Below are 11994 nucleotides of genomic sequence, written 5' to 3'. Positions count from 1 at the left end.
TCTGCCATAATTAGAAGATAATCACCCTCAAACTGCCAGCTTTCCAAGATGTATTGCAGTATGAAAAATGATTTTTTAGTTTTTTTTGATAAGTTTTAAAACAAATACAAAATCTATTTTCTTCGGTTATCAGTCCGAAATTGCTTACAAGTACTGCGCAAACAATAAAGAGCAGTTATATTTATTTGATTACCTAATATCTACGTGTAAGAAACTTAGTCTTAAGGATGGTCAAATTGCCTGCAAAACAAAATCTAGAGCAATTATGGATTGTACGTTGTGGCGCTGCTGTATTGCTTTTTGGTCAAGTATTGCTACATTTACTCCAAGGAAAAGCTTACTATCGCAAGATTTTGGAACACATGGTGACAGCTGGGCCTGGTGCTATCTCTCCAGTTCTGCTGGTGAGTGGTTTTGCTGGTATGATTTTCACTATTCAAACAGCTAGAGAATTAGTTCGATTTGGTGCTGTTAGTGCTGTGGGAGGGGCTTTTGCCTTAGCTTTTTGCCGAGAATTAGCTCCAATTTTGACAGCTAGTATTATTGCCGGACAAGTCGGTTCTGCTTTTGCCGCAGAATTAGGCGCAATGCGAGTCACAGAGCAAATTGATGCACTTTATATGCTCAGAACTGATCCGATAGATTATTTGGTACTTCCTAGAGTTATAGCCTGCTGTTTAATGATGCCTTTGATGATGATTTTTGCTTTGATTATCGGCATCACGGGCGGTATCTTTGCTGCATCACAGTTTTACCAGGTTGTTCCAGAAGCATTTTTAGAATCAGTCAGAACTTTTTTAGCACCCTCAGATTTGCTGATTATTTTGTTGAAAGGGTTAATTTTTGGGATTTTAGTTGCTGTTAATGGTTGTAGTTGGGGACTCACTACGAAAGGCGGAGCCAAAGAAGTAGGGGAATCAGCAACTACAGCAGTTGTTACTACCTGGGTATCAATTTTTATCATGGATTTTTTTCTTTCTTTGCTGCTGTTTGGACAGCCAAGTTTTTAATAATTATTAATTGACATAAATATCACTGTTAAGTATTGTTGCGTAAATAAAATATGGGTTTTTATACATAATTTATAAAATAAAAAAATTTTGCCAAAATGACATTTGATTCAGCAATTGCTAAATTTGATTGTTATATTGTATTAAATAACCATGTAGCTGATTATGGGGAAAGCTGTGCGTGATGATTTACATGGCTTAGAAATTAGTCAAAAGGAATTACAACAATTGACTAATTTGCCTGTCAAATATCAACTAGTTTTAATTACTAATCCTTTAAAAGAATTTAGTAAGCAACTTTTGTATAAAATGAAAGGCTCTGAAGGAGCTACTGTCGTTTTTATTAGCTTTTCTATATTTGTTTTTAGTTATTTAATATTTGATATTATCATTAAAATATTTGCCAATTGGTTAACTATTCCATCCTGGATATTATTATTATTACTATGTTTTTTGGGCGGTGCGGGAATGCAGTTGATATTTTATCTACTATGGCGCAACTTTCAGAAAATCTTAAAAGAAAATATGACTTATTCCTTAGAAATTCTCTTAAATGATGTTGACCGATATAATGCGGTAATTCAAGCAATAGATATTAATGACCAAATAGAAGCAGCTGGTAATTCTGAAGTCAGGATTCAGGAAAGAGAAAAAGTAATTGCAGCGTTGCAACTGACTAGAGCAGATTTAGTCCGTGCTTTGAAAACAGAAAGAATTTTGCGAGAAAACAAGAACTTTATTCTTGGTAATGCTGAGTTATTTGCCAATAATTTAGCAGCTTTAACCACAATGCAAGTTACAGAAAAAGCTACTGAACATGGCAAATTATTAAATGAAGCATTGCAGATTGCTTTAGATGTGCAGTATGAAATGAAAAAGTTACAAAGTCAAGGCTGATACATAGCACAATACGGTTCAGTTAAGACTAGATTCCTGAGAAATAAACCAAATCAATCAATTAAAATCTTGATTGATCGGTGTTTATCGGCGTACATCGGCGGTTAAATATTCTTATATAATGCTGTTGCGTTTCGAGGAGAAGAACGCATCGTTTCTGTGACTTTTCCAGAGTTGGATTTGAGTACTGAACAGATGTTGACAGCAAAAAACTGAGTTAAACTTGGGTAGCAAATCTGCGATCGCTGACTCTCTATCTTTTCATCAGCCTGTAAAACTCGGTAATTCAAGAAAATAATCGGTGAAATAGGAATACTAAGATTACCCCAGGGTTGCAATTCCCAGTCTAATATAAAGAAGTGTAAATTAAGCGATCGCCTACAGGCATGGACTGGAAAGAAATTAGAGGTAACTGGGTACTGATTCCCCAAAATCCTATAGGTATTATCCATTTCTTAGGGGGTGCATTTGTTGCGACTGCACCGCACCTGACTTACCGTTGGTTACTCGAACAATTAGCCAGTAAGGGATATCTTGTCATCGCAACTCCCTTTGTCAATACTTTAGATCATATTGCGATCGCTCAATCTGTTTTACTAAACTTTGAACGCACTCTAGAACGGCTACACGACTCAGGCTTATTGCGGAAGCTATATCTCCCTACCTACGGTATTGGCCACAGTATGGGTTGCAAACTGCACTTGCTCATAGGTAGTCTCTACCCTGTAGAAAGAGCAGGCAATATTCTAATATCCTTTAATAATTATGCTGCTAAAGATGCTATTCCTTTAGTTGAGCAATTAAATTCTACTTTGGCGATTGAGTTTACTCCTACGCCATTAGAAACCAATAAGATTGTACAAGAAGGTTATAAAGTCCGGCGGAATTTATTAATCAAATTCAATAACGATACTCTCGATCAATCAATCGTTTTAACCAAAATATTACAACAGCGCTTTCCAGAAATGGTGACAGTACAAACTTTACCTGGAACTCATACAACACCTTTAGGACAGGATATCAAATGGCAAACAGGAACTTCATTTACTCCTTTTGATGCTTTGGGACAATGGTTTAAGCAAGAAGCATACCGCGATTTAAACCAACTCAAACGTGCCATCCTGTTATGGATGAATCCTTTATCACCACCATAATTTTTTTTAATATCAGTGAAATAATAAAGTTGTTAACGTTTTTATGTTCCAAATATTAGTAATTGATGATGATACAACAATTCAAATATTCCTCAAAAGGCTGTTAGAAAAACAAGGATATCAGGTAGTTACTGCTAGTGATGGCAAAGAAGGAATTGCTCAGGCGATCGCTTGTCATCCAGCATTAATTATTTGTGATTGGATTATGCCGATAATGAATGGTCTGGAAGTATGCAATTACATTAAGACAGATCCTAATTTATCTACGAGTTTTTTTATTTTATTAACATCTTTAGATTCCGTTGCTGATCGCGTTAAGGGGTTAGATGCTGGGGCTGATGATTTTATCACTAAACCCATCGAGCAAAATGAATTAAAAGCTAGGGTAAGGGCAGGATTGCGCCTGCATCAATTAAGCCGCGATTTACAAATCCAAAAGCAGCTTTTAGAAACAGAATTGGCACAAGCAGCCGAGTATGTGCGCTCGCTTTTACCTTTACCCACAACTGAACCATTACAAATCAATTCCTGCTTTATTCCTTCACAACAACTCGGTGGTGATTGTTTTGATTATTATTGGTTAGATTCTGATTGTTTGGCAGTTTACTTATTAGATACAGCCGGACATGGACTCAAAGCCACTCTCCCTTCTATTTCTGTACTAAATTTACTGCGATCGCGGGCGCTTAAAGGTTTGAATTACTATCAACCTAGTGATGTACTGAAGGCGCTAAATGAAACTTTTCAGATGAATTATCAAAATGATAAATACTTTACGATTTGGTACGGAGTTTATAATCGAGTTACGCAACAGTTAATTTATGCTAGTGCTGGACATCCACCAGCAATATTAGTATCTGGTAAATCACCCAAAAACACAGAAGTTCAACTATTAAGAACACCTGGGATGCCAGTGGGAATGTTTCCTGAGGCAAAATATGTTGATGCCTGTTGCCAAATTGAACAATTTAGTAATCTCTATATTTTTAGTGACGGTGCTTACGAAATTACAAAATTAGATGGAACTCTTTGGAGTTTAGATGGTTTAATTCAGATATTGACAAGTTTACAAAATACTCCTGATTGCCCACTCGAACAAGTATTGAATTACCTTATCGCTTTAAACTCCAAAGAGGCTTTTGATGATGACTTATCAATCTTACAAATTAAATTTGATTAATTAATTTTTAGAAAGTACAACTTGATTAAATTCATCTTGACTAGGAAAAATTTCAAAAACTTTATCCATACCAGTCAATTCAAATAAAATTCTTACTTGTTCATTAATCGAACAAAGAACTAACTTTGTACCTGCTGCCCTTAATGTTTTGAAGGCTAATACCAAAGCACCTAGTGCTGAACTATCCATAAATGTTACATCTTGGCAGTCAACTAGCACAATTTTTGCACCACTTTCTTGAAGATAAGTAATATTTTCTCTAAGATTGTGTGAATTTGTTGTGTTGATAATGCCGTTGAGTTTAACAACTTTAACTTGCTGATTCATAATATTTTCCCCATTTTTTTTAAGAGAAGATGCTGATTTTGCTAGTATTATATACTAACAGCTATTTTTAGCAAAAAAATAGCAAAATAAAAGTCATTAATTATTACTATGTATCGCTAGATTTATGTTTATCTTTTTCAGATAAGCCTATAACTAATAAATCAGCAATTTAAATTAAGAAGTATCCATAGTGTTATTTAGTAAAATTGATAAATATTTATTTAAAAGTTGTTTTGATTATCTTGCCGTAATGTAAATTACAAAATTAAAATTTGGCAATTAAGGGTTTTCAAATTGCTATGAGATAACCAGATATATGAAGATAACTGAGAACCAAAAGTAACTTTTGTATCAATCACACCAAAATATCGTTCAAGACAGTTTCGAGAAGAATAATTAACCGCCGATAAAAGCTAATAAATGAATATGTTTAATCAACAGATTTGGTATTTTTTTACCCAATACACCCTTAACTGAAGTTTATAAGAATATAGTTAGCAAGCTGGTTAATCCATTAAGCAATTTAATTGGGTTTGCAGAGGCGATCGCCTTCTTTTTTTAGTATTCCCAATATCTGTAATTTTTTTAACAAAAATTAGTGCAGCGAAAAATTAAAAGTTTAGATACAATTCGTAACTTTTTCAAATTTGCTCAATTAAACTCACTTTAGCCCGATAAAGCAGTTTATCGCCTTGCAGGTAGCCACTGTAGCGGACTTTAACAAATTCACCTGGCTGTGCTGTTCCTGTGATTAATTGATGTAATTGAGGATCATAAGGTATTTCTGCTCCTACAGGTGCGATCGCTTCTACTCCCCACGCCTGTAAAAGTTTTTTTAGTGGGTTTTCTACTAATGGTAGAATCTTCACCGCTTCTAACTGCGGATTTTCTCGCGCTTTCTGGGCAGCGGCTGGAAATTGTAATAATAAAGATTCCAGCAGTTGTAAACTCGACTGCTGGAATTCTTGGAGTAATAACTCTCGCTGTTGTTCTATTTGTAATTGCGATCGCTGGTATTCTTTTTTTAAATCTGCAATCTCTTTTAACATCTGCTGAGTGGGTGCTTCGTTACCTTTACTTAACTCTAACGATGAAAAAGTTGTCACTAATTCGCTCAACGACATCCGCAGAACAGAAGACAACTTTAACAACACATCCACTCGCATTTGCGCTACCTCTCCCCGTCGCAACCGCAATATTTGTCGCTCTGAGATCCCAGCAGCTTGACTCAAAGCTTTAAAACTTGGAATCCCAACTTTTTGGGCTAAATCTTGCAGTTTTTGCGTGAAGTCAGTATTTGGCATTCGTTATTCAAGATGAAGGAGCAAAGCCGAAGGATGAATTTCATACTTCATACTTCATACTTCACACTTCATCCTTCATTTACTATTCTTCCAGCAAACTTCTCAACATCCAAGCAGTCTTTTCATGGACTTGCATCCGCTGGGTTAATAAATCGGCGGTGGGTTCGTCGTTGACTGCATCTACCACAGGAAAAATCGACCGAGCAGTTCGCACTACAGCTTCTTGTCCTTCAACCAGTAGCTGAATCATCTCTTTGGCTTTGGGAACTCCCGGAGTTTCAGGAATCGAACTGAGTTTGGCATATTCGCTATAAGTTCCGGGTGCTGGATAACCCAAGGCTCGAATTCGTTCCGCAATTAAATCGACTGCTAAAGCAAGTTCAGTATACTGTGTTTCAAACATCAGGTGTAATGTCTGGAACATTGGCCCAGTCACATTCCAGTGGAAGTTATGAGTTTTTAGATACAGTGTATAGGTGTCTGCCAACAGACGGGACAATCCTTCAGCAATTTTTGTTCTATTTTCTTCGTCGATGCCAATATTTACATTTTTTACTGTTCCTTGAGATGACATAATTTTCTCCTAAACTTATTATTTGATGATTACGAACTAAGAAAGATGATGTTTAAAGCCTAAAGTATAAGATTTTATACTTCAAACTTCAAACTTCATACTTTAAAATCTATGCCAAGTGCATCTTGAGAACGCTGCGAGGAGCTTTACGGACTCTGGCTAATATGGTTTCTTTGCCTAAACGCTGGCAAGCTTCATAACGATGGCAACCAGAAAAGCCATAATACTGTCCGTCTACTTCTAAAACATCGATAGGTTCTTGCTGCCCAATTTCCGCAATAGATTCCATTAGGGCTTTAACTTTGTTGGGATCATTGACACGAGGCAGGGGACGTTTAATTTGATTTAATGGAATTTCTTGGACTTTAGCCATAAGGAGTTGATCCAACTAATTCTGTTTTGTGCCTATAGATAAATCATAGTCATTATGACTTTGATTTGCAAGTAATTTAGGTAGCTAAATTGGTAATGGTACTATTGGAGCGTTCATGCGACAAAACCACTACGCTACGAAGCAAATGGTAACTCTGCCCCAGCGCAATACGAAAAGGCAGAATCAAGTCACGATAGAATTTTCGTTTTGGCGTTTGTCTTACACGGTAGTAACGACATTTTGCTTGTTGGGGCTGACAGCCGCATCAGGGCCTGCAAGCAATAGCAAAGACGTAGAACTGAGAGTAGGAATTGTACAGAGATTTGGCGAAAAATCAACGGCCAAGCTGCAACTAGAACCGACAAAAGGCGATCGCTTGCGGTTAAGATTTCAAGCAGGTAACAAGCAACAAATTGTAGTTACCGACAAGCCTGTAAAGCTAGAAACAGTTATGCAAGCTTTACCAAAACCTGTGGTGGAAGAGGTAGTGGTTTTAGGGATATACCGCACCTTTGAAACCGCAGAAGATAGTGCTAAAAAGTGGCGTTCTCAAGGCATAGAAGTAGAAATTTCCCAGCCAGAACGTTGGCAAGTGTGGGCAAAGCGAGATGTTTACAGTACGCCTTTATTGCGTCGATTGCTATTCCAGAATTTGCAAAAATCTGGCGCAAAAATGGCATATATCGATACTAAAATCCAAAAACAAGTACCAAGGGTAAGTTGGGTTGTAGATGGCAAACGTTACAGCCCAACGAATTTAGCAATTAGCGCCGATAAAAACTTAATTCGCGTTAATAAAAGTGAAAAACCGGGAACTGGGCGTGTGTATGCAGGGCGAATGGCATTACAGCCCAATGCTTACGGGACATATACATTAGTCAATGAAGTACCTTTAGAAACTTATTTACGTGGTGTTGTACCCAACGAAATTGGGACAAATGTGCCGAAAGCAGCCTTAGAAGCGCAAGCAATTTTAGCCCGGACTTACGCTTTGAGGAATTTGCGGCGATTTGCGGTTGATAACTACCAATTATGTGCTGATACCCACTGCCAAGTTTATTATGGGCTGAGTGGAGCCACTAGCAAAACAGATCAGGCGATCGCAGCGACTAGAAGCATGGTATTAACTTATAACAACCAGCTAATAGATGCCTTGTATTCTTCGACAACTGGTGGTGTTACCGCCTTTTTTAGTGATGTCTGGAATGGGGAAGACCGTCCTTATTTGCGACCAGTGGTAGATGCGCCGATTAACTTTTGGAATCTATCACAGCAGAGTTTGGCGGATGAAAATAACTTCCGCAAATTTATTAACATGAAGCAAGGCTTCAATGAAAGTAACTGGGATATGTTTCGCTGGAACAAAGAAACTGCCATCGAAGATATTGCTAAAGATTTGCAGAAATTCTTACGCGTGAAAAATAGTCCCTATGCCAAATTTAAAACAATTGAAGCGATCGCAGTGACAAAGCGTAGTCAGAGTGGACGTATTCTTGACTTGGCTGTGAAAACCGATATTGGCACATTTACCTTACATAAAGACGAAGTACGTAGTGCTTTTGCTGCGCCGCGAAGTACATTGTTTTACTTACAACCTTTAAACAAAGGTAAACCCGAATTGTGGGGATATGCATTTATCGGCGGTGGACTGGGACATGGTGTGGGCTTGAGTCAAACTGGCGCACAAAATTTAGCCAAACTAGGCTGGGAAACTCCAAAAATTCTCCAGTTTTACTATCCAGGGACAAAAATTCAAATTTTCAACGATGACATCAAACTGTAAAGAGTGCTGAGTAAAATCCAATACGGTTCAGTTAAGAAATTTTCCCTGTGGAAACAAGGGAACAGGGAACAGGGAACAGTAAAAGACAAAAAACTTATCTGAACTGTGTTGGAGTAAAATCCATTGACATTAATGAAGCAGGAACACAAAAATCATCTGTGTTCCTGCTTAGGGTAAAAATGCCCAATTATTTTTGTCACTTCATGTTGAAAAGGCACATGTAGAAAGGAGAAAATTTTTCCTATATGTGCTGTTTTAACTTTTTCAACTTTAATTACTCTTGCAAGAGATTTTTTGTTGAGATACCTAACTCTTAGTAGAGTTCTTCTTCTTTGTGAGTTTCGATTGTACAGTCAGAGGCTGGATAAGCTACGCAAGTCAGTACATAGCCAGCTTCGATTTGATCATCATCTAAGAAGGATTGATCAGATTGGTCAACTTTACCAGAAACAATCTTACCTGCACAGGTGGAGCAAGCACCAGCACGGCAAGAGTAAGGCAGATCCAGACCAGCTTCTTCAGCCGCATCTAGAATATATACATCATCTTCAACATCAATTGTGGTGTTTAAGCCTTCAGCTTCGTTGATTAGTGTAACTTTGTAAGTTGCCATTTCTGTATTCCTCTCTTTTGTAAACGGCAGTATAAGTTATGCTAAAGCAATACTTACGGCTTAACTTATAGGATTAGCCGCGCATGAAAATTTAGTTCAATTCTGATACTACGGGAAAAATTAAATCATGTAACTTGAAATCGACCACGATTAGTAATGAAATTTAGTTACATGGAAATAATAAGTTTAATTTATACTTCAAGTAGAGAATTAGGCAGTGGAGAATCAGGAGCAAAGAGCCAGAATAATTATTAACCAGTGACTAATGAGTAATAACCATTAACCATTGACGATCATGTATAATTCAGAAGCAGTTTTGGGACAAGCATAAGTGCGCGTCGGCTTGGTAGGTACTGGGTATGCAGCAAAACTCAGAGCAGAAGCACTGCTGCAAGATGAGCGAACGCATCTAGCCGCAGTGGTTGGTCATAGCCCAGAAACAACAGAAAATTTCGCTCAAGAATACCAAACTTCAGCTTTAAATTCTTGGCAAGAGTTAGTAGAACGGGAAGATGTGGATATGGTAGTGATATCCACAGTGAATCGAGATCATGGAGCGATCGCCCGTGCAGCTCTCACCCAAGGCAAACACGTAGTTGTAGAATATCCCTTGGCAGTGGATTTAGCCGAAGCTGAGGAACTCGTTGCTTTAGCCAAAACCCAAAATAAATTACTGCACGTAGAACACATCGAACTTTTAGGTGGCTTGCACCAAGCTTTAAAACAAAACCTAGCCAAAATTGGCAATGTATTTTACGTCCGCTACAGCACCATCAACCCGCAAAATCCTGCACCGCGCAAGTGGACTTACAATCACGAATTATTCGGCTTTCCTTTAATTGGGGCGATTTCTCGCTTGCATCGTCTGATTGATTTGTTTGGTACAGTCTTCACCGTGAACTGTCATCAGCGATATTGGGCAGTAGAATCGGAATACTACCAAACCTGTTTTTGTACGAGTCAACTGTGCTTTAGCAGTGGACTGTTAGCACAAGTTATTTACGGCAAAGGCGAAACAATTTGGCAACCAGAACGTAAATTTGAAGTTCACGGCGAAAAAGGCGGTTTAATTTTTGATGGGAATACAGGATACTTAATTCAGTCAGGGGAAACTACACCAATTGATGTTGGTACACGTCGGGGTTTGTTTGCCAAAGACACAACTATGGTGTTAGACCATCTGTTTGATGGTACTCCCTTGTATGTCACCCCAGAAGAAAGTTTATACACGCTAAAAGTAGCTGATGCCGCCCGCAGAGCCGCACAAACAGGATTAACTATATTTTTGAATGATGCTTTAGATTAATGTCCATGAAAACCGAACCAATCGTTATTTTATCTTCACGAGAAATTGAAAAAATGCGTCGGGCAGGACGCTTAGCCGCTGAACTCCTAGAGCATCTAGAACCACTAGTCAAACCAGGGGTAAGTACACTGGAACTCAATGATGAAGCTGAACGTTGGACACAAGCGCACGGTGCTAAAAGCGCACCCCTTGGTTATAAAGGGTTTCCTCGGTCAATTTGTACCAGTGTGAATGAAGTAATCTGTCATGGCATCCCCAATGCTAAACAGATTCTTAAAGATGGTGACATTATCAACATTGATGTTACGCCGATTGTCGATGGCTACCACGGTGATACATCCAAGACATTTATTGTAGGTGAAGCTTCGTCGAAAACAAAAAAGTTAGTAGAAGTAACGCAAGAGTGCCTTTATCGAGGTATTGCTGAAGTCAAACCAGGAGCCAAGATTGGGGATATTGGGGCAGCAATTCAAGAGTATGCCGAGTCCGAAGGGTTTTCTGTGGTGCGAGATTTTGTCGGACACGGTATTAGTAATATTTTCCATACTGCACCAGATGTACCTCACTACGGTACACGGGGTAAAGGTAAGCGCCTTAGACCGGGAATGGTATTTACCATCGAGCCGATGATTAACGAAGGCACTTGGGAAGTAGAAATGCTGAGTGATGGTTGGACTGCTGTAACTCGCGATCGCAAATTGTCGGCTCAATTTGAGCATACAATTGCAGTAACAGAAGATAGTGTCGAAATCTTAACTTTACCGGAAATTAAGTAAAGTATAAAGATTACGCAAAGATGAGTCAGGCAAGTCAAAAGTTATGTTTTCAACCTCTTAATATCTGGTGAATTGAGTATCCGGAGTTTTCGGATTATACCTAATTCACACTTCCCACCTTGCCTTATGAAGAGACTTGCAAAAAATATTATTCAGGGTATCATGCCCTACACATTGTCCTATCGTCTTCTCCAATTGTATCGTCAAAAGTTTGGCAAACTAAAGCACGATCCGTCAGAGAAAGATATTGTCATCTATGAAGTTCAACCCCAAGTACTCGTCAAAGTTTATTGGAAAATTCTTCCAATTGGCAAAGGAACTGCTTTGGAACTGATTGTTTCAGGTGATGAAATCCTGCGTTTTGATTGCTTTGGTAAAAATGACGGACACTATCATATATTCGTTGGTTATGAATATCTGGATAGGGATCGAATTTATTTCCCGGAAAAAACAGTGGAGGAACAAATCAATCGCGTAATCTTCGAGTTAAGCCACAATTTGCACTGCTTCCTACAATTGCATCGCAGTCCTCATATTCGGAATTTGAAGATTGATGGTGTAGCACTGAAGAGTGTGTGTGAACAAGCACGTCAAAAGATGCTTGAGTATCTTTCGACGGTTCCGCAATTTGAGGAGCTGCGTAGCCCAAAATCTCAGAACAGCGAACCTCTGCAACTGAAAACAGCGGAGGTATGAA

General features: G+C 38.4%; 13 protein-coding genes. 8 read left to right on the top strand and 5 right to left on the bottom strand.

What is annotated here, in order from left to right; translation table 11 throughout:
• Positions 1-227 precede the first annotated feature (227 nt).
• The 4 genes from ACMX3D_RS24785 (at position 228) to ACMX3D_RS24770 (ending at position 4241) form a co-directional block, all read left to right on the top strand.
• On the top strand, positions 228-1010 hold the full coding sequence (locus tag ACMX3D_RS24785; RefSeq protein WP_482748452.1) for an MlaE family lipid ABC transporter permease subunit: 783 nt from the start codon (positions 228-230) through the stop codon (positions 1008-1010).
• A 165-nt stretch (positions 1011-1175) separates the two neighbouring features.
• Entirely contained in the window at positions 1176-1907 is a 732-nt protein-coding gene (locus ACMX3D_RS24780) for a hypothetical protein (RefSeq protein ID WP_482748451.1), read from the top strand.
• A 386-nt stretch (positions 1908-2293) separates the two neighbouring features.
• The gene (locus tag ACMX3D_RS24775; RefSeq protein WP_482748450.1) at positions 2294-3061 is read left to right on the top strand and encodes a DUF1350 family protein; all 768 of its coding nucleotides are present in this window, start codon (positions 2294-2296) and stop codon (positions 3059-3061) included.
• A gap of 43 nt (positions 3062-3104) precedes the next feature.
• Entirely contained in the window at positions 3105-4241 is a 1137-nt protein-coding gene (locus ACMX3D_RS24770) for a PP2C family protein-serine/threonine phosphatase (RefSeq protein WP_482748449.1), read from the top strand.
• On the opposite strand, the gene ACMX3D_RS24765 is transcribed toward ACMX3D_RS24770, so the two are convergent.
• From ACMX3D_RS24765 to ACMX3D_RS24750, 4 genes are all read right to left on the bottom strand, one after another.
• Positions 4242-4568: an STAS domain-containing protein gene (locus tag ACMX3D_RS24765; protein WP_482748448.1), complete on the bottom strand. Its 327-nt coding sequence runs from the start codon at positions 4566-4568 to the stop codon at positions 4242-4244.
• A 641-nt stretch (positions 4569-5209) separates the two neighbouring features.
• Positions 5210-5872, bottom strand: coding sequence for a nucleotide exchange factor GrpE (gene grpE / locus ACMX3D_RS24760; RefSeq protein WP_482748447.1), 663 nt, complete (start codon positions 5870-5872; stop codon positions 5210-5212).
• 82 nt (positions 5873-5954) lie between these two features.
• A complete protein-coding gene (locus ACMX3D_RS24755) occupies positions 5955-6446 on the bottom strand; it encodes a Dps family protein (RefSeq protein WP_482748446.1) in 492 nt (163 codons plus the stop codon).
• A gap of 109 nt (positions 6447-6555) precedes the next feature.
• The gene (locus tag ACMX3D_RS24750) at positions 6556-6819 is read right to left on the bottom strand and encodes a ParB N-terminal domain-containing protein (protein WP_190686624.1); all 264 of its coding nucleotides are present in this window, start codon (positions 6817-6819) and stop codon (positions 6556-6558) included.
• Between the two features lie 115 nt (positions 6820-6934).
• On the opposite strand from ACMX3D_RS24750, the gene ACMX3D_RS24745 reads away from it, so the two are divergent.
• Positions 6935-8602, top strand: a complete 1668-nt coding sequence (locus tag ACMX3D_RS24745; protein WP_482748445.1) for a SpoIID/LytB domain-containing protein — start codon at positions 6935-6937, stop codon at positions 8600-8602.
• Between the two features lie 313 nt (positions 8603-8915).
• On the opposite strand, the gene ACMX3D_RS24740 is transcribed toward ACMX3D_RS24745, so the two are convergent.
• Positions 8916-9215: a ferredoxin gene (locus ACMX3D_RS24740; protein ID WP_482748444.1), complete on the bottom strand. Its 300-nt coding sequence runs from the start codon at positions 9213-9215 to the stop codon at positions 8916-8918.
• Between the two features lie 331 nt (positions 9216-9546).
• On the opposite strand from ACMX3D_RS24740, the gene ACMX3D_RS24735 reads away from it, so the two are divergent.
• The 3 genes from ACMX3D_RS24735 (at position 9547) to ACMX3D_RS24725 (ending at position 11993) form a co-directional block, all read left to right on the top strand.
• Positions 9547-10521, top strand: a complete 975-nt coding sequence (locus ACMX3D_RS24735) for a Gfo/Idh/MocA family protein (RefSeq protein ID WP_482748443.1) — start codon at positions 9547-9549, stop codon at positions 10519-10521.
• Positions 10522-10526: 5 nt separating this feature from the next.
• A complete protein-coding gene (gene map / locus ACMX3D_RS24730) occupies positions 10527-11297 on the top strand; it encodes a type I methionyl aminopeptidase (protein ID WP_482748442.1) in 771 nt (256 codons plus the stop codon).
• A 126-nt stretch (positions 11298-11423) separates the two neighbouring features.
• On the top strand, positions 11424-11993 hold the full coding sequence (locus tag ACMX3D_RS24725) for a hypothetical protein (protein WP_482748441.1): 570 nt from the start codon (positions 11424-11426) through the stop codon (positions 11991-11993).
• The last annotated feature ends 1 nt before the right edge of the window (position 11994 follow it).

Source organism: Anabaena sp. TISTR 8404, from assembly GCF_056847745.1.
This window is presented reverse-complemented; position numbering and strand designations above follow the sequence as displayed.